The organism is uncultured Spongiibacter sp. (assembly GCF_964011655.1).
In the GTDB taxonomy this organism is placed as follows: domain Bacteria; phylum Pseudomonadota; class Gammaproteobacteria; order Pseudomonadales; family Spongiibacteraceae; genus Spongiibacter; species Spongiibacter marinus.
In genome coordinates this window covers 111,920-131,871 of record NZ_CAXGPO010000001.1, presented here as the reverse complement: position 1 = coordinate 131,871, position 19,952 = coordinate 111,920, and the positions used below count along the sequence as shown (strand labels likewise).

The 19,952-nt window shown below is 56.8% G+C and carries 21 protein-coding genes and 1 tRNA gene; 9 read left to right on the top strand and 13 right to left on the bottom strand.

The genetic code is table 11. The annotated features are described in order from the left end of the window. Nucleotides 1-28: 28 nt before the first annotated feature. Nucleotides 29-105: transfer RNA gene (locus ABNS66_RS00645), tRNA-Arg, on the bottom strand. A 199-nt stretch (nt 106-304) separates the two neighbouring features. Here ABNS66_RS00645 and ABNS66_RS00640 point away from each other — a divergent pair. Both ABNS66_RS00640 and ABNS66_RS00635 read left to right on the top strand, forming a co-directional pair. Then, complete coding sequence (locus ABNS66_RS00640) at nt 305-733, top strand: c-type cytochrome (RefSeq protein WP_204995020.1); 429 nt, start codon at nt 305-307, stop codon at nt 731-733. A 154-nt stretch (nt 734-887) separates the two neighbouring features. Then, nucleotides 888-1,787: a serine protease gene (locus tag ABNS66_RS00635; protein ID WP_286837376.1), complete on the top strand. Its 900-nt coding sequence runs from the start codon at nt 888-890 to the stop codon at nt 1,785-1,787. A gap of 1 nt (nt 1,788) precedes the next feature. Here ABNS66_RS00635 and rep read toward each other — a convergent pair whose 3' ends face one another. The 5 genes from rep to ABNS66_RS00610 form a co-directional block, all read right to left on the bottom strand. Beyond that, nucleotides 1,789-3,795 (bottom strand): DNA helicase Rep, encoded by a 2,007-nt coding sequence (rep, locus tag ABNS66_RS00630; protein ID WP_204994764.1) that lies wholly within the window; start codon nt 3,793-3,795, stop codon nt 1,789-1,791. A 109-nt stretch (nt 3,796-3,904) separates the two neighbouring features. Continuing rightward, a complete protein-coding gene (locus tag ABNS66_RS00625; protein ID WP_286837374.1) occupies nt 3,905-4,732 on the bottom strand; it encodes an alpha/beta hydrolase in 828 nt (275 codons plus the stop codon). Next, a complete protein-coding gene (locus tag ABNS66_RS00620) occupies nt 4,729-5,547 on the bottom strand; it encodes an SDR family NAD(P)-dependent oxidoreductase (RefSeq protein ID WP_286837373.1) in 819 nt (272 codons plus the stop codon). Before ABNS66_RS00620 ends, ABNS66_RS00625 begins: the two co-directional genes overlap by 4 nt. Before the next feature lie 15 nt (nt 5,548-5,562). Continuing rightward, on the bottom strand, nt 5,563-6,549 hold the full coding sequence (locus ABNS66_RS00615) for an NAD(P)-dependent oxidoreductase (protein ID WP_286837371.1): 987 nt from the start codon (nt 6,547-6,549) through the stop codon (nt 5,563-5,565). Then, a complete protein-coding gene (locus tag ABNS66_RS00610) occupies nt 6,546-7,064 on the bottom strand; it encodes a 2,4'-dihydroxyacetophenone dioxygenase family protein (protein ID WP_204994760.1) in 519 nt (172 codons plus the stop codon). The genes ABNS66_RS00615 and ABNS66_RS00610 overlap by 4 nt, the downstream gene beginning before the upstream one ends. 109 nt (nt 7,065-7,173) lie before the next feature. Between ABNS66_RS00610 and ABNS66_RS00605 the strand changes: the two genes are divergently transcribed. Next, complete coding sequence (locus tag ABNS66_RS00605) at nt 7,174-8,166, top strand: AraC family transcriptional regulator (protein ID WP_286695167.1); 993 nt, start codon at nt 7,174-7,176, stop codon at nt 8,164-8,166. 3 nt (nt 8,167-8,169) lie between these two features. Here the strand turns inward: ABNS66_RS00605 and ABNS66_RS00600 are convergent, their stop codons facing one another. The 3 genes from ABNS66_RS00600 to ABNS66_RS00590 all read right to left on the bottom strand — a co-directional run bounded on the left by ABNS66_RS00600 (nt 8,170) and on the right by ABNS66_RS00590 (nt 11,296). After that, nucleotides 8,170-9,408: a diguanylate cyclase gene (locus tag ABNS66_RS00600; RefSeq protein WP_286695166.1), complete on the bottom strand. Its 1,239-nt coding sequence runs from the start codon at nt 9,406-9,408 to the stop codon at nt 8,170-8,172. 91 nt (nt 9,409-9,499) lie between these two features. Continuing rightward, entirely contained in the window at nt 9,500-10,978 is a 1,479-nt protein-coding gene (locus ABNS66_RS00595) for a YifB family Mg chelatase-like AAA ATPase (RefSeq protein WP_286839742.1), read from the bottom strand. Between the two features lie 60 nt (nt 10,979-11,038). After that, a complete protein-coding gene (locus ABNS66_RS00590) occupies nt 11,039-11,296 on the bottom strand; it encodes an accessory factor UbiK family protein (RefSeq protein WP_027873229.1) in 258 nt (85 codons plus the stop codon). A gap of 339 nt (nt 11,297-11,635) precedes the next feature. Here ABNS66_RS00590 and ABNS66_RS00585 point away from each other — a divergent pair, with 339 nt between their 5' ends. From ABNS66_RS00585 to ABNS66_RS00565, 5 genes are all read left to right on the top strand, one after another. Beyond that, nucleotides 11,636-12,325, top strand: coding sequence for a TorF family putative porin (locus ABNS66_RS00585; protein WP_348655189.1), 690 nt, complete (start codon nt 11,636-11,638; stop codon nt 12,323-12,325). Nucleotides 12,326-12,386: 61 nt separating this feature from the next. Next, a complete protein-coding gene (gene glnK, locus ABNS66_RS00580; protein WP_027873228.1) occupies nt 12,387-12,725 on the top strand; it encodes a P-II family nitrogen regulator in 339 nt (112 codons plus the stop codon). Between the two features lie 70 nt (nt 12,726-12,795). Beyond that, the gene (locus tag ABNS66_RS00575; RefSeq protein WP_204994756.1) at nt 12,796-14,055 is read left to right on the top strand and encodes an ammonium transporter; all 1,260 of its coding nucleotides are present in this window, start codon (nt 12,796-12,798) and stop codon (nt 14,053-14,055) included. Between the two features lie 145 nt (nt 14,056-14,200). Beyond that, entirely contained in the window at nt 14,201-14,539 is a 339-nt protein-coding gene (glnK, locus tag ABNS66_RS00570; protein WP_027873226.1) for a P-II family nitrogen regulator, read from the top strand. A 200-nt stretch (nt 14,540-14,739) separates the two neighbouring features. Beyond that, nucleotides 14,740-14,937 (top strand): hypothetical protein, encoded by a 198-nt coding sequence (locus ABNS66_RS00565; protein ID WP_286695164.1) that lies wholly within the window; start codon nt 14,740-14,742, stop codon nt 14,935-14,937. Here ABNS66_RS00565 and ABNS66_RS00560 read toward each other — a convergent pair. After that, the gene (locus tag ABNS66_RS00560; RefSeq protein ID WP_286839747.1) at nt 14,934-15,641 is read right to left on the bottom strand and encodes an HAD family hydrolase; all 708 of its coding nucleotides are present in this window, start codon (nt 15,639-15,641) and stop codon (nt 14,934-14,936) included. The two genes, ABNS66_RS00565 and ABNS66_RS00560, sit on opposite strands and share 4 nt — an antisense overlap. A 2-nt stretch (nt 15,642-15,643) precedes the next feature. Further along, on the bottom strand, nt 15,644-16,537 hold the full coding sequence (gene xerC / locus ABNS66_RS00555; RefSeq protein ID WP_204994754.1) for a tyrosine recombinase XerC: 894 nt from the start codon (nt 16,535-16,537) through the stop codon (nt 15,644-15,646). A gap of 146 nt (nt 16,538-16,683) precedes the next feature. Here xerC and ABNS66_RS00550 point away from each other — a divergent pair, with 146 nt between their 5' ends. Then, the gene (locus ABNS66_RS00550) at nt 16,684-17,892 is read left to right on the top strand and encodes an alpha/beta hydrolase family protein (RefSeq protein ID WP_286695161.1); all 1,209 of its coding nucleotides are present in this window, start codon (nt 16,684-16,686) and stop codon (nt 17,890-17,892) included. Here the strand turns inward: ABNS66_RS00550 and ABNS66_RS00545 are convergent. Then, nucleotides 17,889-18,992, bottom strand: a complete 1,104-nt coding sequence (locus tag ABNS66_RS00545; protein WP_204994752.1) for a succinylglutamate desuccinylase/aspartoacylase family protein — start codon at nt 18,990-18,992, stop codon at nt 17,889-17,891. The two genes, ABNS66_RS00550 and ABNS66_RS00545, sit on opposite strands and share 4 nt — an antisense overlap. Before the next feature lie 31 nt (nt 18,993-19,023). Further along, nucleotides 19,024-19,929: a 30S ribosomal protein S6--L-glutamate ligase gene (gene rimK / locus ABNS66_RS00540; protein ID WP_204994751.1), complete on the bottom strand. Its 906-nt coding sequence runs from the start codon at nt 19,927-19,929 to the stop codon at nt 19,024-19,026. Nucleotides 19,930-19,952 lie beyond the last annotated feature (23 nt).

The window sequence follows — 19,952 nt, the reverse complement described above, 5'->3', positions numbered from 1 at the left end:
CAGAAGAGAAAGGAGAAGAGGCCGCGAATGGCCCGCCCGAGAGGATTCGAACCTCTGACCTTCGCCTCCGGAGGGCGACGCTCTATCCAGCTGAGCTACGGGCGGTTTAGCAGCGCGCAACTATAGCAGAGCAAGGTGGGACTCTCAATTTGGAATTTCGGCAGATTCACACCTTGCCACCGGTTCTGCGCGGGTCTTGGGCTGCGGCATTTTGGTCAGTGGAGTAATAGGCAGCATGTGGATATAATGCGCAGCAGAATTTTTAGGCTGAGCAGCCGCAATTTCGAGAGGGTGGAAAATCGTGATGAATCAGATGGGTAAAATGCTGGTAGTGGTCGTTGCGTTGCTGGCCGGTGTTTCAGCATGGGCAATGACTGATAAGCAGCGTGCAGAGGTTGAGTCTCGCATCGCGCCAGCTGGCCAAGTTTGCTTGCAGGGCGACAGCAGCTGTGGCGCCACCGTGGCGGCTGCGGGCGGCGCGGCGAAGTCAGGCGAAGAAGTGTATACCAGCAGCTGTCAGGGCTGTCATGCGGTTGGCGCGGGTGGTGCGCCAAAGTTGGGTGACGTTGCTGACTGGGCGGCGCGCACGGAAAAAGGTTTGGACGCCGTCTATGCTAATGCTATTAACGGTTTCAGCAACATTGGCATGATGCCGGCGAAAGGCCTGTGCATGAGCTGCTCAGACGACGAGGTGATCGCCGCCGTCGACTACATGATTGAGAACAGCAAGTAATTGCTATTCAGTCTGCCGAAGCCGCGCTAGTCGCGGCTTTTTTTTGCGTTGAAAAAGGTACGGGCGGCATCTGCACGCTGTGACATTTCGTAGAGTTTTGAGTAATAGCTGCGTACATTATGCAGTAACTAGCGAGCGGGGCAGGCGAAACGTGATGAACAAGGTACTCATTCTGATAGCGGCAGGCTGCTTGATAGCCGCCTGTGGTGGCTCCTCCTCGAGCGGCGGTAATACGCCGAGTTCACCGGAGGCCCCAGCAGGGGGCAGTCAGCCACCGGTGAGTGGCGGTGGAGCCGTGAGCTTTGGCGAGCCGCTGGCGACTCAGATACGTCCCGGTGTTGAGGTTGTTGCCGACGGCTCCAGCTGCACGAGTAATTTTCTTTACCAGCTCAACGCCGAAACGGTGTTTCTTGGGGTGGCCGCACATTGCTTTAGTCCCGACACCAACAGCGGGGTTGACCCCTGTGAGAGCCGCAGCTTGGATATCGGCTTTAATCAGGTGATAGTCGAAAATGCTCAGCAGCCAGCGGAGCTGGTATACAGCAGCTGGCGGGCGATGCAAGAGGTGGGTGAAACCCCCGGTTCAGATGCGTGCCGCTACAACGACTTTGCCCTGGTAAAACTGCACCCCGATGATATTGCGAATATTCATCCTGCCACCGTCGCTTTTGGTGGCCCCGTTGCGCTGGCCACTGGCACCGCTGACGTGGGAGAGGATATTTTTCTCTACGGCCATTCGTCGCTGCACTTTGGTGTTCGGGAGTTAGAAACGATGGTGGGGAGTATTGTTGCGGTTGAGGGTGGCGGCTGGTCTTACAGCGTATCTACCGATACGCCTGCGGTGCCGGGAGACAGTGGCGGGCCGGTATTAGACAGTCAGGGCCGAGCGCTGGCAGCCACGAGTGTGCTTTCTGTTGGTGTGCGACTCGATCCGCTGAGAAACGGCGTTGTTAATCTTGATCGGGCGTTGCGCTATGCCAAGGACAATGGCTTTGTCGACAAGGGGTTGAGCTTGATTACCTGGTCAGACTTTCGCCCCGGCGGGGATCTCTAATTCAGCCAAGCATGTCGCGCAGGCTGGCCAAGGTTTCACCGCCGCGTTTTTGATTTTGCGCCGGGTCGGCATCGGCGCGACCTTCCCACTCGACATCATCCTGCGGCAGCTCAGCTAAAAAGCGGCTGGGGTCACAGCTGGTAAATTCACCGAAGCTTTTGCGCTTGGCGCAGTAGGTCATCGTCAGCGTGCGCTGGGCGCGAGTGATACCGACGTAGCAGAGCCGTCGCTCCTCTTCCACCATGTCATCGTCGATACTGTTTTGGTGAGGTAGTAGCCCTTCCTCCATGCCGATCATAAACACGTGGGGAAACTCCAAGCCTTTTGCAGCGTGCAGTGTCATCAGCTGCACTTGGTCGGCACTTTCTTCCTCGTCGGCCTGGCGCTCCATTAAATCGCGGAGCACAAGTCGGCTGATCGCTTCCTCAAAGCTTTCGTCGCGTTCCTCGTCGTTGAGGTTTTGCTCCAGCGAGGCAATAAGGGTGTGCACATTGTTCATGCGTCGTTCGGCGACGGCGACCGATGAGCTGTTTTGTATCAGCCAGTCCAGATAGTCGATATCGTTGCAGAGCTGTTTAACGGCTGCGATGGCGTCATCTTCGTAGCAGCGCCGCCGCATCCCGTCCAGCCATTGAGTGAACTCACGCAGGCGGGTGATGGCCGATTCCGGCAGTCGTTGAGCCAAGCCCATTTCCTCGCAGGCGCTGTATAGGCTAATTTCCCGCTCGGTGGCGTAGCTCCCCAGGGCTTCGAGTGTTGAGGTACCAATTTTGCGGCGCGGCACGTTGACGATGCGCAGAAAGGCGTTGTCATCATTCTGGTTAATGATAAGCCGCAGATAGGCCATGATGTCCTTGATCTCGTTGCGACCAAAGAAGGAGGTACCGCCGCTCAGCTTGTAAGGTATTTGGTGGCTTTGTAGTTTGAGTTCCAGCAGGCGTGACTGGTGGTTGCCGCGATACAGCACGGCGTAATTACCAAAGCGACCGCCGGTGCGAATCTTGTGGTCGAGAATCTCGACTGCCACCCGCTCGTTTTCGGCATCTTCATTGCGGCAGCGAATAATGCGGATGGGGTCGCCAAAGCCTAGGTCGGACCACAGTGCCTTGTTCAGCTCGTGGGGATTGTTGGCGATAACGGTATTGGCCGCTTTAAGAATGCGCGCGGTAGAACGGTAGTTTTGCTCAAGCTTGACGACCTTCAGGTGAGGGTAGTCCTTGCCTAGTAGTGACAGGTTTTCCGGTTTTGCGCCGCGCCAGGCGTAAATGGACTGGTCGTCATCCCCCACCACGGTGAGGCCGCCCCGGTCGCCGACCAATTGCTTCACCAGCGTATATTGCGCGCTATTGGTATCCTGATATTCATCGACCAGCATGTAGCGAATTTTATTGCGCCACTTGTCGAGGATGTCGGGGTGCTGCTCAAACAGCAGCGCTGGCAACAGGATCAGATCGTCGAAGTCCAGGGCGTTATAGGCTTTCAATGCTTTTTGGTAGCGAATGTAAGCCTGGGCGCAGAGCATGTCAGCGGGGCCTTCCGCCTCAGCGACGGCCTGCTCGGGCATAACGAACTCGTTTTTCCAATGGGAAATACGTTGCTGGATACGGTCCGCTTGATCGCCGTCGCTGCCGTGTTCTTGAATAAGTAGGTCGCGAATCAGGGCCTGGGCATCTTGCGCATCAAAAATTGAGAAGCCCGATTTGTATTTCAGTGCGGCGTATTCACGGCGCAGGATATTCATACCGAGGTTGTGGAAGGTCGACACGGTGAGGCCGTGAGCGGCTTTGCCTTTGACGAGTGTGCCCACTCGTTCCTTCATTTCGCGGGCCGCTTTGTTGGTGAAGGTAACCGCCGCGATATGCCGGGCGGGAATGCCGCACTTTTCGATCAAGTAGGCCATCTTGCGCGTGATAACACTGGTCTTGCCGCTGCCTGCACCGGCTAATACCAGCAACGGGCCATCGATGTAGAGTACCGCCTCGCGTTGTCGATCGTTAAGTTTGCTCACGCTATATCACTGGGCCGAAAAAAGGCTGGCAATTGTAGCAGTGCCATCGTTAATTCGACACCGCTATCCACGCGCTGAGCGCAGCGGTTTCTTTACTGAGGGCGAGGCGTCAAGTGCAAAAGTGCTCGAGCAATAACGCGTTTACGGTCTCGGTCTGGCTGAGGCTCATCCAGTGTCCACCGTCGAGCTTTTGGTAGCGCCACGGCCCGTTGACCCACGCTGCAGAGTCGCGCATTTGATCCTCGGTTAAGAAAGCATCTTGTGCACTCCACAAACCGAGCGTCGGCGCGGTAACAGGCGGCTGCTTGCGCAGTAGTATTTCGGCAAAATTGGCGCGATAAATGCGCACTGCGGCCCGCATTCTACCGGCTTGGCGTAAACGCGACATCACCTCGTCCATATTTGGGTGGGACCCAAAGATCTGGCCGAGGGAGAAGCGCCCGTTGCCGACGAGTAGCCTGTCCGCCAGGCCGCGCAGCTGGAAAAACAAGGTATACCAGCCCGCGCGTTTTTGGCCCCAACCCGCGCGAGCATAAACGGTGGGGTGGCCGACCGACATAACCGCCAGGCGCTGGACACTGCTAGGATGCTTCGCCGCCAATAGCCAAGCGATAACGGCCCCCCAGTCGTGGCCGACCACATGGCTCTGCTTGATTTTTAGGTGCTTAAGCAGTGCCAGATGATCGCTGATAATGTCGTCGGCGTGATAATCACTTTGATTGGGGGCAATCTCGGAATGGCCACAGCCTACGGTGTCAGGGGCAATGCAGCGAAAGCCCGCTTGGTGCAGAGCCTGTATTTGCGCTTGCCACATTTCCGCGTGATCAGGGAAACCATGCAACAGCAGTACAGCCGGGCGTAGGTGATCATTAGGATCGGAGTCCAAATAGGACAGGCGAAGTCCTCGGTGGCTGAAAGTATGGCGTTCGGGTGTCACGGTGAACTCCTATGGTGGCCTTTGTGCAGCAGGCGGCGGATCATGGACTGCATAACTCGGTTAAAAAGCCACGGAAAGTATCTGGCAAGGGACGCCGTAAAACGACTGCGCACACCGGGAATGATCATCCAGCGACCCGTATCCAGTCCGCGCATTATGCCGTTAAGTGCGGTGTTGGTATCCAGTGAACCGGCGAATTTTTTAAGCTCCAGAGAGATCGGGTCGCCATGCTGGCGCTCACTCTCAACCATGGGCGTCTCGACCTCGGGTGGGCAAATACAGGAGATGCCAATTCCAAGAGGCTCGTATTCATAGCGCAGAGTGGTTGCTAAGCCGACAACCCCGAACTTGGACGCGCCATAGGCGGCGTAGCCATAGTTGCTGACCAGCCCTGCCATTGAAGCAACCAGTGCTAAGCGACTGCCCGCCGACATGTGGGGCAAGACCGCTCTGGCAAAGTGCACGCTGCCGCAGAGGTTGACCTCAACAACGCGGGCAAAGTCCTCGGCGGTCATCTCTGCAAACCGGCAGTTGAGTATGACCCCGGCACAGTTGATTGCCAGCTCGATAGTGCCATAGTTGTCTGCCGCTCTGGCAGCGGCTTCTGCGCAGGCCTGCGCATTGCGAATATCCACGGTGTAGGCCTGCCAATGCGCGCTTGATGCGGCGGCTTGTGACAGCTGCTGCTTGGCGCTTTCGCCAAATGAGAGGTCGAGAATACTGAGGCGGTAGCCGCGCTCGAGCATACGAAGTGCCAGTCCAAGGCCGAGACCGCTGGCGCCTCCGGAGATAATACAATGAGGGGGTGTTTTCATAGTGTTATTTCGCCTTTAGCGCTCGCCGATCTCACGAAGCCACTGCGCTGAATATTCCATGCCCTCGGCGAGGGAGATTTTGGGCTCAAATCCTAATAAACCCCGGGCTTTACGGCCATTAAAGGCCCCTTTTCGGTTGAACATGCGCATCGTATCCGGGCAGGCCTCATCGCGCACGCCGCGCCATCGATTAAGGGTGTGTATTGCTTTTGTTAGGGGAATGGCGGCCTGCAGCGGCAGGCTGGGTGGCCGACCGCGGCGGCCTGCCCAGCGCCAGTGGTAACTGAAAAACTCCCCGCAGCTGACGGCTTGCTCTCCCCACAGGATGAAAATCTGCCCGCTGGCCGCCTCGCTGTGCGCCGCGAGCAGCGTGCCGTCTATCAGATCGTCGATATAGATGGGCGTAAAGATACCGCGACCGCCATTGGGCAACAAAAGCCTGCCGGATCGCGCCATTTTAAGGGGCTCGAGCAGCCAGGCTCGCGACCCGGGACCATAAACGTCGCCAGGGCGAATAATGCAGCAGTCGATGTTGCCGCTGGCGTGGGCGGCGAGTACCAGATGTTCGCTGGCACCTTTGGCAACGCCATAGCGGCAATCTTTGCCGATCACGACGGGAGCCTGCTCGTCAGCGCCGTCAACGTAGTCATAGCCCATCGCAAGAATCGAAGAGAAGTGCACGAATCGTCGACAGCCAGCGCGTTGCGCATTTGCCAAGGCGTGGCGCACGCCGTCGACGGTAATGCGCCGATAGTCTGCCCATGATGCCGACAGTGACACGACCGCTGCGGTGTGTATGAATAACTCACAACCCTCCACATGGTGGGCCCACTGCTTGGGCTGGCAGAGGTCGGCGGCGACGATGCCTTGCTCTGGATTGCCCTGCAAGTCCATGCCGCGCACGTCACAGCCGAGGTCCCGGTAGCGCCTCATTAACTGCTGGCCGATAAAGCCTTGTGCGCCGGTGATGAATACCCGCTTTGGCAGTGGCGCTGTGGTCATGCTGTGGGGCACGTGTAGTCGGCAGCGGCGGGGCGAATATAGCGGGCGGGTTCCATGCCGCGCTCGGCGACTAGCTCGTCAAACATATGCATGATATCGCTCGCATCCATAATACCGAGGTAGTTGCCTTCATCGTCGAAATTGACGTTGGCGCCATAAACCACCATCACGGCAACGGCTGGCTCGCTGGCGTCTGCGGGCACCGTAAATTGGTGAATAGAGCCGCCGGGTTCATAGAGGTAGCTGCCTGCAGTTTGGGGTTGGTCGGGGTATTCCACATAGTTCCAGCTGCCCGACAGGGTGAACAGATGCACCGTGCCGGTATGGTAGTGCTTGGGCAAGACGACGCCGGGGTGAAAGACGGCGCGTAGCACCCAAATGCCCTGATGGGGATCGAGGAACAGGGGTTGCGCATCAACACCAGGAACGCCTGGCAAGGCATCTTTGTACATGGGCATTTCGTGGGTGTTTAGCGTGAGTAATGCTTTGTGATCCATAGCGGGTTTGGGGAGCATGGTGAGCGCCTCCTAATTATTAGCGTTATTGCAGACTGGAGCTTATCTACGTTTTTATGGTTAGGCTTGATATATTGCGAGTCATTATTTGATAAAACACGAGTCTGCCGTGCAGCATTTTGTTCGAAGTGGCGCCCTACTGGGCTTTTCTGAGTGGGTCCGGGATTGCGGTCAGAATCCCAATGCGCTGATGGCGGAATTTGGTTTGACGCCGGCGGTGGTGCAAGACCCGGATCTATACCTTTCCTACACCGTCTTAGCACAGTTAATGACGGCTGCCGCCGAACGCTGTGGGCGCGAGGATTTTGGGGTGCAGTTGGGAATGCGCCAGGGGTTAGAGGCAGTGGGGGCGCTGGGTTCGGCAATGTGTTTGCAGGCAACTATAGCCGATGCCCTGCGAATGATGCAGCGTAACCTCGATTTTCATGCCAGGGGTGTGGTGGTTAGCGCAATATCCAGCGAGCGATTCATCGAGATACGCATGGACTTTGCTTTCGCCTCGGTGGTGGATTGCGGGCAGCTGGCAGGCTTGAGTTTGGCGTTGTTGGCGCGTTGCTTGGAGCAGTTGCAGAGCTCCCCCGTGCGTCCAGACTCCCTGGCTCTGCGAGCGCAGGCACCTGCGGCGGCGGAGCTTTCGGCGCTGTTTGGCTGCCGGGTAGAGCCCGATGAGGGCTGCGATGCACTGCGTTATCCATTGTCGCTGATGAGCTCGGCGGTCGATGTAGAGCCCGGCCTGCGCTCACGCTTAAGCGCGCAGTGGCGGGGCGCATCTGAGCCGGCCTCGTTAAGCCTGCGCCAGCAGTTGGATCAAACGATAACGGCGTTGCTGCCAACGGGAGAGTGCAGCTTAAGCATGGTGGCTAGGGTGATGGGTTTGCACCCGAGGAGTCTTCAGCAGCGCCTGCAGCGCGAGGGAAGCAGCTTTGCCGAGGTGCTGTCCGCGCGCCGCCAATACCTGGCCTGCGAGCATTTAGCGCACAGCGATATTGACCTGACAACGCTGGCTTTGAGCTTGGGTTATTCTGAGCTGGCGGTATTTAGTCGGGCCTTCAAAGTGTGGACGGGGGTGTCGCCAAGCCAGTGGCGCAAGCAATTGGCTTAAGCCCTACACAACAATGCGATTGCGACCGGATTCTTTCGCTAGGTACAGCTTGCTGTCAGCCATTTTTATCAGTGTATCCAGGCTGTCATCTTGGCCATTACTCAGGCCGCCGCTGACGGACAGCGTAATATCGTAGCCGTTTTCTTTAACGGGATTACTCGCCAGCTTGCGGCGAAAGTCGTCGAGTCGATCAAAGGTGTGTTCGGCATTTTGCTCGCTGAGTATGCAAAACTCCTCGCCGCCGAAACGGGCGATCAGGTCGTCGGGGAAGGCCGACTGCAGCAGCCCAGCGATATGTTTTAGCGCCGTGTCGCCGGCGTCGTGGCCGAGGCTGTCATTAATGTGCTTGAAATGGTCGATATCCAGCATGGCAACCGACAGGGGAAGGTCGTGAAATTGCGCTTGCTGATGACGCAATTGCGCCTCACTGAAAAAATAGCGGCGGTTGTAGAGTTTGGTCAGGTAGTCGCGATTTGCCGCGTCTCGTATCTCGTCGATGCGATCCATGTATTCCAGGTTTTGGTTTACCCGGCAGAGCAGCTCCTCGTAGCCAAAGGGTTTGCTAATAAAGTCATTGGCGCCACTTTTTAAAAAATGAGCGGACAGCCGCGCGTCGCTAGAGCTGGACAGGCCAATGATGGCCAGTTGATCCTTTGCGTACTTGGCGCGCACTTGTTGAATAAAGTCGAAGCCGTCCATAACCGGCATATTGTAGTCAGTCAGTACCAGGCGGATATTGGGTTGCTCGCGAATACAGTCGAGGGCCTCTTGGCCGTTGTGGCAAACCAACACATTCAGGCATTGAATTTCCAAATGGCGCTTCAGCATGGCGGCGGTCGATGGCGAGTCATCGACAACCAATACCTGCGTGCTGCGATTGCGATGAATGCGCTCGACCAGCCGGCTGGCATAGTCATAGGCGCTAATGTTCTTCTTTAGCACATAGTCGACAACACCGAGCTCGATCATGCGGTTGCGCAACTCGTCGCCGAAGAAGCCGGTTAGCACCACCACGGGGATGTCAAAGGATTGCACCACTGGCACCACTTCGCCATTGGGGGCGTCAGGTAGGTTCAAGTCGACGAGGGCGGCGGTAAAGGGCGTTTTGGTGTCGCGTATTAACTGTTTTGCTTCGGCGCCGCTGGCAGCGACGCAGGCCTGAAAGCCGGGAATATCCTCGATAATTGCTCTGGCCATGCTGGCCAGCGAGCGGTTGTCCTCGACGATCAAAACATTCGGCATAACTCCGAAATCCTAGAAGTTCTTCTTATATAGTGCTCGATTGTAAGTGCCGATGGCTGTGAAATAGATTCGTATAGTCACCTACCTGGGATCAGAGCTCTCCGCGGTAGAGCGCGGCCTCGCGCAAGTGCTTCAGGCAAATATCGTTGCTGCTTTCGAGGTCGGCGATGGTGCGCGCCGTCTTTATCAGGCGGTGCTGGCCGCGCGCACTGAGGTTGATGCGCGCTTCGATGTCCCGGATAAAGGCTTTACCCTCGGTATCCAAGGGGCAAAACCGGCTGAGCTGGCCGGCATCAAGTAGGGCGTTGCTGCAGCCCTGGCGGTTGAGCTGACGCCGATGCGCTGCACTCACCCGGGTGCGTATGGCGTCGCTGGGCTCGCCCTCGGGGCTGTCTTGTAGCTCACCAGCGGCCATGCGATTCAGACGCAGGCGCAAGTCAATCCTGTCCAACAACGGCCCCGATACACGGCTGCGATAGCGCAGTATTTGGTCGGGGGTGCAACGACAAGCTTTTTGGGGATCGCCGTCAAAGCCGCAGGGGCAAGGATTCATTGCCGCTACCAAAGCGAATCGAGCCGGGAATCGGAGTTGATGGCGCGCTCTGGAGATGACCACCTCGCCCGATTCTATGGGCTCGCGCAGTACTTCCAGCACTTTGCGTGGGTACTCGGGCAATTCATCGAGGAAAAGCACGCCGCGATGAGCAAGGCTGATTTCGCCGGGGCGCGGGCTACTACCGCCGCCGACAAGCGCAGCGGCCGAGGCGGTGTGATGTGGGTTGCGAAATGGGCGCTGAAGCTGCAGTGGTTGGCCAACGATCGACTGGACAATGGCGATTTCGCGACACTCCTGCTCTGTTGGGGGCGGGAGGATACCGGGCAGCCGGCTTGCTAACAGCGTTTTGCCCGTACCGGGAGGGCCGCTAAATAGCAGGCTGTGAAATCCCGCTGCAGCGATCTCCAGTCCACGCTTTGCCAACAATTGGCCGCGTACATCGCGCATGTCCGGATACGCAGCGGGCTGTGTATCGGCGGCGTCTGTCGGCGGCCCCAAACTCTGCTGGCCCTTTAGAAAAGCCACCACGCCAAGCAGGTCTGTGGCCTCCTGCAATGTATCCGGGGGGAGCAGCTCTGCCAGTGAGGCGCTGCCGGCGGGCAAGACCAATTGCCTGGATGCGTCTGCGGTTGCCAGGGCGGTGGGCAGGGCGGCATTGACCGTTCTCAGCTCGCCGCTTAGCCCCAGCTCACCGATGAACTCATAGGACTCGGTCTCGCGTTGTTGTAATTGGCCGCTGGCAACGAGGATGCCTATGGCGATAGGCAGGTCAAAGCGGCCGCCCTCTTTGGGCAGGTCTGCTGGCGCTAAGTTGACGGTGATGCGGCTGACGGGAAAGGTAAAGTGAGAGTTGATCAGCGCCGAGCGCACGCGGTCTTTGGCTTCGCGTACGGTTGCTTCCGGCAGCCCGACAATATTAAAGGCCGGAAGCCCGGCGGAAAGGTGCACCTCAATGGTGACGAGCGGGGCATCTACCCCGAGGCGCGCACGGCTGTGTACAGTGGCCAGTGGCATAACTCAATCCCTGAGTATTTTTGCAATTGCGAGCAGCCGTCCTGCTGCGCGCAAGACGGTTTATTTATTCTCGGCACTTTCCAAACTGGCAGTAATCTCGGCCAGCTGTCGCTCGGCGGCTTCCAGACGAGCGCGGGTGCGATTGAGTACCGCGGTTTGCGCATCGAATTCGTCTCTCGATACCACATTCATCTTGCTGAAGGCGCTTTGTAGTAGTGCCTGCAGTTTGGCTTCGATGTCTTGCTGAATATCCGGGCCTTGGCTGATCAGGCGCCCGGCCTGTTCAGCAAGTTGGGAAATAAAGTCGGGTTTTGCCATGGCGATACTCTCTCGTTGCTGGCGACAGTTTATCGCACTTTTGCACGGCGTCGCAGAGCGTGCACAGTTTTTGTTCCCGGTGGTGTTTGCGCTGTTTAGGGGCGGCAAACGAGAGTAATGTGAAATTGCACCGATATGGTGCTTAACTCAGGTGTGTTGTTGTTTTGTGATCTGAAATAGTGCGGAAAGGGGCGTGATGGGGTGTTTTGTGGCGGGAAAGCCCTGATTTTGGGCGCTTTAAAACCTGGCACGCCCCATGCATATAGCTAGGCATGTGATGTTCAGGGCCTTCCCTTAACCGCATACGTTCAACGAGAGAAGACTATCGGAGACTAGAACATGAACACTTGGAAAAAAATGCTTGGTGTAGCAGTTGTAACAGCAGCCCCTTTCGCGGCTTCAGCTGCGGAAATTAGCGGTAACGTGACAATGGCAACGGACTATGTGTTCCGTGGCTACTCACAAACTAGTGAAAAAGGCGCCATCCAAGGCGGCTTTGACGTCGACTTTGGCAACGGCTTTTACGTTGGTACTTGGGCGTCTAACGTCGATTTCGGCAGCGAAGTAACTACCGAGATGGATTTCTACGGCGGTTATGCCTTCGACGTTGCTGAAGGTGTTGGCCTGGACCTGGGTGTTGTTCACTTTATGTACCCCGGTGATGAGGCGGCACTGAATTACCAAGAATATATTGCGTCGGTATCGGTGTCAGACTTCAGCTTCGGCCTGGTGTATTCACCTGATTACTTTGGTGATGGCAACGGTGACGCAACGGTAATTAACCTCGACTACAGCATGAGTGTGGCGGAGAACGTGAGTCTTGACTTCCACGTGGGTCAAACTACCACAGACGAAGACGGCCTGGTAGATGACGACGATAGCTACATCGATTACATGATCGGTGCCAACTACGACGTTGCTGATGTAACGCTGACTTTGGCCTACTACGGCACTGACGTTGACAACGACGCGGCGGCTGACGGCGCTGCAGACGACCGTTTCGTCTTCTCTATCTCAAAAAGCCTGTAATTAGATCGCGGCGGGTACTCCAGTGCCCGCCTGCCCTCAAGGCTATTAGCAGGAGAACAACATGAAATTAATTACAGCGATTATTAAGCCTTTCAAACTCGACGACGTTCGCGAGTCCCTGTCAGATATCGGTGTGCAAGGCATCACCGTGACCGAGGTGAAGGGTTTCGGGCGACAGAAAGGTCATACAGAACTGTACCGCGGCGCGGAATACGTTGTGGACTTTCTGCCGAAAGTGAAAATTGAGGTAGCGGTCGCCGATGGCGATGTCGAGGCTACGCTCGAAGCTATCAGCAAGTCTGCCAATACCGGCAAGATTGGTGACGGCAAAATCTTTGTCTCTGCCCTTGAGCAGGTGATCCGTATTCGTACCGGCGAAGCTGGCGAAGACGCGATCTAAGAGTAGCGGGCTACCCGCCACACGGTGGTGGTAAAGCAGTAGGCCCCCAAATTTTTCCGGAGGAATCCCAGTGGAAAATCAAATTTTTGAACTTCAGTACGCAATGGACACGTTTTACTTTCTTGTCTGTGGCGCACTTGTAATGTGGATGGCTGCAGGCTTTGCCATGCTAGAAGCGGGCTTGGTTCGCAGCAAAAACACCACAGAAATCCTGACTAAAAACGTCGCGTTGTTTGCGATCAGCTGCATCATGTACTTGGTGTGCGGTTACGCGATCATGTACGGCGGTGACATCTTGTTAAGTGGCATTGGCGACTTCGACCTTGAAGGCGTGTTGGCAGACTCGGCAGAAGCCGGCTTTGACGGCGGTTCAGTATACTCTGGCGCTTCCGACTTCTTCTTCCAAGTAGTCTTCGTTGCAACCGCAATGTCGATCGTATCCGGTGCAGTGGCTGAGCGCATGAAGCTTTGGGCATTCCTGGCCTTCGCGGTTGTGATGACGGGTGTGATCTATCCGCTGGAAGGGTCTTGGACCTGGGGTGGCAACGACGTATTCGGTTTGTATAACCTTGGCGACCTTGGCTTCTCTGACTTTGCTGGCTCGGGCATTGTACACATGGCAGGTGCCGCTGCGGCGCTGGCTGGCGTGTTGCTGCTTGGTGCTCGTAAGGGCAAATACGGTGCAAACGGTCAGGTTAACGCGATCCCTGGTGCAAACCTGCCACTGGCGACCTTGGGTACCTTCATCCTGTGGATGGGTTGGTTCGGCTTCAACGGTGGCTCAGTACTGAAACTCGGCGATGCTGCTAACGCACACTCTGTTGCCATGGTCTTTTTGAACACCAACGCGGCAGCAGCCGGTGGTGCCGTAGCAGCCCTGGCGGTAGCCCGCATCTTATTCGGCAAAGCTGACCTGACTATGCTGCTGAACGGTGCGCTTGCTGGTCTGGTAGCGATTACTGCTGAACCTTCTACACCTACTGCCTTGCAAGCGACCTTGTTCGGTGCTGCGGGTGGTGTACTGGTGGTATTCAGCATCCTGGCTCTGGATAAGCTGAAAATCGACGACCCCGTTGGTGCCATCTCTGTTCACGGTGTTGTGGGTCTTCTGGGTCTGCTGCTGGTGCCAGTTACCAATGACGGTGCGAGCTTCAGCGGTCAGCTGATCGGCGCTGCAACCATCTTTGGCTGGGTATTTGGTGCAAGCCTGGTAGTGTGGCTGGTACTGAAAATGGTCATGGGTATCCGTGTTACCGAAGAGGAAGAATACGAAGGCATGGACTTGGCAGACTGCGGTATGGAAGCATACCCCGAGTTTGTGAAGAGCTAAGTCAACGCCTCCTTTTGATCAGGGCGCCCTTGCGGCGCCCTTTTGCCGTTGTAGGGATAGGCTGCAGCAATGGCGCTATGCTTGCCAAGGGTACTGGGCCTAGGCTAAGTTAGCGCAAAGTCGACATTTGGGAGATAGTTTCGAGATGAAACTGGTAAGTGCAGTAATTAAGCCGTTTAAGCTGGATGACGTGCGTGCGGCCTTGTCTGAAATTGGTGTTCAAGGGGTTACGGTTACCGAGGTAAAAGGCTTCGGACGCCAGAAAGGGCACACTGAGCTATACCGCGGCGCGGAATATGTTGTTGATTTTCTGCCGAAAGTGAAGCTGGAAATCGCGGTGGCAGATGACCTGCTGGAGAAGGTCATCGATACCGTTACTAAAGCGGCCAATACCGGCAAAATTGGCGACGGTAAAATCTTTGTTACCGCGCTGGAGCAGGTGATTCGTATTCGCACCGGCGAAACCGGCGAAGAAGCGATTTAACCGGCAGAGCTTTTTAGTGAATGGCGCTTCGGCGCCATTTTTTTTGCCTGAATGTTCGTCAATCAACGCATTATTATTGTTTGAGTAGATATTGCCTGAGTGACATAACGAAAAAGCCTAATAAGGCGCTTGTCAGCCCGGCTGGGGTCGCAGTATAAAGCGGTGACGACTGACTGTTCTCCAACGCGGAGGGTAAGCTGATGGGATCAAAAGTTCGAGGCGGTGATACAAAAAAACACCTTGGCTTAGGCGTGAATGAGCCGCTGACGAGTCACGACCGTATGCGGGAGCAACTCGCTAGGGACGTCGCTGAATTCCTGGCGCACGGTGGTCATATTACTGAGCTTGAGCCGCATATGCGCAGCGGGCATGCGGATGCTGATCAAGACGGCGTTTAACGCCTATTTTCAACCTGCTCGATAAGCGTGGGTAGCTCGCGCCAATCTGTAAAGTGGCCGTGAGCCCCCGTGTGCTTTTCGCGGCCAATCCCGGGCATAAGTGCTTGAATGCTGGTTAAGCCCGCCCCCTGCGCGCCGTCAATATCATCCCGTGGGTGGTCGCCAATATGAAGCAACTCATCCTTAGCGCAGCCGGCGGCAGCAAGCGCGGCGTGAAAGGCAGCAGGGTCGGGTTTGCTAATCCCGATGTCCTCCGCTTTTATGCAGGCGTGAAAATGTCGGCTGCAGGGGTGCATGCGCAGGTCCGCGTTGCCATTGGTTAAGCTGACCAAAAGGAATCGCTCGCTAAGCGTGCGTAACACCTCTTCTACATGCTGAAAGAGTTGAACATTTTGGCGAGCAGCAATGAAGTGAGTAAAGACTTCGGCAGCGATCTCGGGACTCTGCTCGCCATAGCCGCAATCGCGCAGGGCAAGTTCCAAACTGAGTCGACGCCATTCACTGATCTGGTGGCGCAGTGCGGGTTGCTGCTTCAATAACGCCAGGCGATGCTCGCGCAGCGCTTCGGCGGGGTAATGTTCCGCGAGCTTTGGTGCAAGCTCCAGTGCTTTTTGCTGAAACACGCGCTCTGCGGACTCCAGCACCGGGCGGCTTGGCCAGAGTGTGTCGTCGAGATCAAAGCTAATTGCGCGAATGCGTGCCATGGCTAGTCCTTTCTGGTTTTGCGTCCCGCTCTGGGGTGAGCCTGATCATAAACCTTGGCGAGGTGCTGAAAATCCAAGTGCGTATATACCTGGGTCGTGGATAAGTTTGCGTGACCCAGTAATTCTTGTACGCCGCGCAAGTCGCTGCTGGATTCCAATAGGTGGCTGGCAAAGGAGTGCCGCAGCATGTGTGGGTGAAGGTTTTCAGGGATACCTTGCTGCCGGGCCCGAAGTTTGATGCGACCCTGAATTGCGCGGTGGCCGAGGCGCCCGCCGCGCATGCTGGTGAAGAGCGCGGTGTCTTGCGGCTGGGGGCGACAGCGCAGCCAGCGCTTAACTGCCTGGCACGCCAGCCGGCCCACAGGGAGTGTGCGGCTCTTGCGTCCTTTGCCGGTGACCGCAACTAATCCTTCGCGCAGATCAATATCGTCGACGTCCAGGTCGGCAAGCTCAGCGAGACGCAGGCCCGATGAATAAAACAACTCCATTATGGCGCGGTCGCGTAGATCAATCGGCTCACTTCCCGGAAAGGCAAGCAATTGCGCTATCGCTTCTGCATTGAGTGTTTTAGGCAGGGGGCGCCCCCGTCGCGGCGCGGCGATTCCACTGGCGGGGTTTTTCTTCGCACCGAAATCGCGCTGGCGATGCTGGTAAAAACTGCGCAGTGATGACAGTTGCCGCTGGATGCTCGCCGGAGAGGCGCCACTGCTTCGTTGCTGGGCAATTAACTGGCGGATATGGGCGGCGTCGAGCGCGTCGCTGTGCGTCAGTTTGCGCTCTTGGCAATAATTGGCGAGCTTGCTCAGGTCGCGCTGGTAGGCCTCCACTGTATGGGGGGAAAGCCGTCGGACATCGCGCTGATAGTCAAGGAATTGCCGGATTTCCTGTTCGAGCATACGGTTGGCCTGTGTTCGAAGGTCTCAGCTTAGGTTGTCGCGCGCCAGTGGGCAAGGCTAGGAGCTTATCTCGACACATGCGGGCTTTCATTTAATGGAGAATATGATAAAACGAGGTGAGACGCTGATAAATAATAAGGACAACAATGACTGATAACGCGCTGCCCAAAGTGACGGAGATGCCGCCGTGGTGGTTGAGTCTCCCGGAAGATTTTTACAGTCAGTCCGACGGTACCGAGCTCGACGGTGAGTCCCCCTTGCAAGTTTATGGAACCGCTGCGGTAGACCGTGTGCTGCGCACTGCGTTGGGGTCGGCGATTAGTGCATCGTTGTTGCCCAAACTACTGTTAAACCCCAGCGCCTTGGCAGATGAGCGCCGGTTCATGGACTTTTACGCCGGACTGGCCGCACAGCGCGATGTCACGAAGGTTTTTAAGACGCCCCCGCAGGTGGATGTAAAGGCCGTGCAAACACCGCGTTGGGCCGGATGGCGAAAGAAAGTACCCACCCTTCAGCTCAGCTTCGACAGCCCCTTTGAACCACTGAACCCGGATATGGTGGACCGCTACCTCAGCCATCAGCGCAATCGCCGCGCGCAGGTGCAGTACTGGAGTCACCCGGAGGGGCCGCGACCGACGCTGATTTTTGTGCACGGCGTGGTAGCCAGCGACTACGAGTTCAATAGCCGTTTCTTCTCGTTGCCGTGGTTTTACGAGCGCGGCTATGACATTGCTCTGTTTACTATTCCCTTTCATGGGCAGCGTGCAGGGCGTTTGTCATTGTTTAGTGGTCAGGGTTTGTTTAGTGATGGTTTTGCTCAGATGACCGAGGGCATGCTGCAATCGATCTGTGACCTGCGAGTATTGGTCGACTTCCTAGAACGGCGCGGTGCGCCGCATATCGGGATTTCCGGTTTGAGTTTGGGGGGCTACTTGAGTGCCTTGTTGGCGGCGGTTGAGCCGCGTCTGGCTTTCTGCATACCCAATTCCCCATTGGTTGCGCCGGTAGACACCATTCGAAGCTGGCAGCCGACCCACGAGATTATGGAGTTGATCGAGCGGCGTTCTGGCTTTTCGGCCATGGACTTGCGTCGAGGAATGGCGATACACAGCCCCTTGAGTTATCAGCCTCTGTTAGACCCCGAAAAAGTGATGATTATTGGTGGTGCGGGTGACCGCTTTACACCGCCGCGTTTTGTGCGGCTACTGCACGGCCATTGGCCCGATAGCCATTTGCACTGGTTCCCCGGCAATCATGTTATCCACCTGGGGCGCCAAGAATACCTGAAGCTAATGCTGAGCTTTATGGACAGCCACTGCCAGGGACAGACGCTACAACAACGCGCGCAGGCCTAGCTGGCGATCGGCGGGTCTTCGCCAGGTGCGGGCGGGGAGGCCTCGGGTTCAAAAGCTTCCATGATTTCGTTGTAGTGCAGCAGCGCCTCGTCGATATCCGCTTTATATTTGGCGATGTGAAAGAGCGCGTCGCCCTCGTAGATCAGCGGCAGATAGGTGCGGCCGATAACGATGCCGGCATCATTCGCGACGATCTCGACGTCCCCGCTACTATCGCCGATAGGGTCAGAGATAACGGCAATAACCTCATCTTTCTTGACGAATGCGCCCAGGGGAACGAGTGCTCTCAGTACGCCGCTAACCCTGGCGCGTACCCAGTAAGACTGATCGGTAACCATCGGCGTGCGCTTTGGGCGCTTGCTGCGGGACGCGGGCAACATGCCAATCTGTCGCATCACGTTGATAATCCCCGACACACCGGCCCGAATGGCCACCTCGTCGAAGCGCAGTGCTTCCCCAGCCTCATACAGCAGAATGGGTATCTTTTGGTCATTCGCCACCTCGCGCAGTGAGCCGTCGCGGGTTTTCGCGTGCAGCATTACCGGGGCGCCGAAGGCTTCGGCCATCGCGCGGGTGCGCTCATCTTGAAGATCTGCGCGAATTTGCGGCAGGTTTCCGCGGTGGCGAGCGCCGGTGTGAAGGTCAATCCCGTAGTCGCAATGGGCAACCACTTCATTAAAAAAACTGTGGGCAATGCGGCCCGCCAATGAGCTTTTGGGCGAGCCGGGGAAGCTCCGGTTGAGGTCTCGGCCGTCGGGCAGGTAGCGGCTGTTGTTCAGAAAACCGTGTACATTGACCACGGGTATGGTGACCAAGGTGCCGCGCAATGAGCGCAGGGAACGATGCTGGAGCAGGCGCCGGACAATCTCTACGCCATTAATTTCATCGCCGTGAATGGCGGCGCTGACAAAGAGGGTTGGCCCCTCGCGTTTGCTGCGCACGGTTTTGATGGTAATGGAAAGCTCGGTATGGGTGTAGAGCTTGGCGACCGGCAGCGCCAGCTGTTGGCGGCTGCCGGGAATAATCTCTGTGCCGGCGATAACAATGCGTTTTGCTTGTGGGCGGCTACGCCGTCTGCTCGCTGTGGGTTTTTCAGACACTCAGTAAGGCTCCGAAACAAAAGGGCGGAGTTTAGCCTCGGCCACGTGTTTTAGTTTTATTAGGGCCAGCATTTTCTTCGATAAACTTGACGATTTCACCGGCGACGTTCTTGCGGCTGGCCGTTTCAATCCCTTCCAGTCCGGGGGAGGAGTTGACCTCCATAACCAGAGGGCCACGCGAGGAGCGCAATATATCTACCCCGGCGACATTCAGGCCCATAATTTGTGCGGCCTTGACCGCTGTGGCGCGCTCCGCCGGCGTCAGCTTGGTGAGTTCGGCGCTACCCCCGCGATGAAGGTTGGAGCGAAACTCGCCGCTCGCCGCGGTGCGCTGCATGGCCGCCACCACTTTGCGGCCGATGACCAGGCAGCGTACATCAGAGCCGCCCGCTTCTTTGATGAACTCCTGGACGAGAAAATCAGCTTTAAGCTCGCGAAACGCATCGATAACACTTTCGGCGGCCTTGGCGGTTTCTGCTAACACCACGCCCCGCCCTTGGGTACCCGCGAGCAGTTTGACGACGACCGGTGCACCGCCCACCAATTTAATGAGTTCCTTGGTGTTGTGCACGTCGTGGGCGAAGCTGGTTACGGGCATACCGATATTTTTGCGCGACATTAATTGCAGGGCGCGCAATTTATCTCGGGAGCGGCCCAGCGCCACCGACTCGGTCAGGCTGTAGGTGCCCATCATTTCGAACTGGCGGATAACCGCCAAACCATAGGTCGTGATAGAGGCGCCGATGCGCGGAATAATGGCGTCGAAATCTTCCAGCTTTTCGCCTTTGTACCACACCGCAGGCTCGTTAGAGCTCAGCTCCATATAGCATTTGAGTGTATCGAGCACACGCACTTCGTGGCCCCTTTCCTTGCAGGCTTCGACCAGTCGCCGGGTGGAGTAAAGGCGGCTATTGCGTGACAGTATGGCGATTTTCATAGTCGGTACTCTCCGTGCACCTT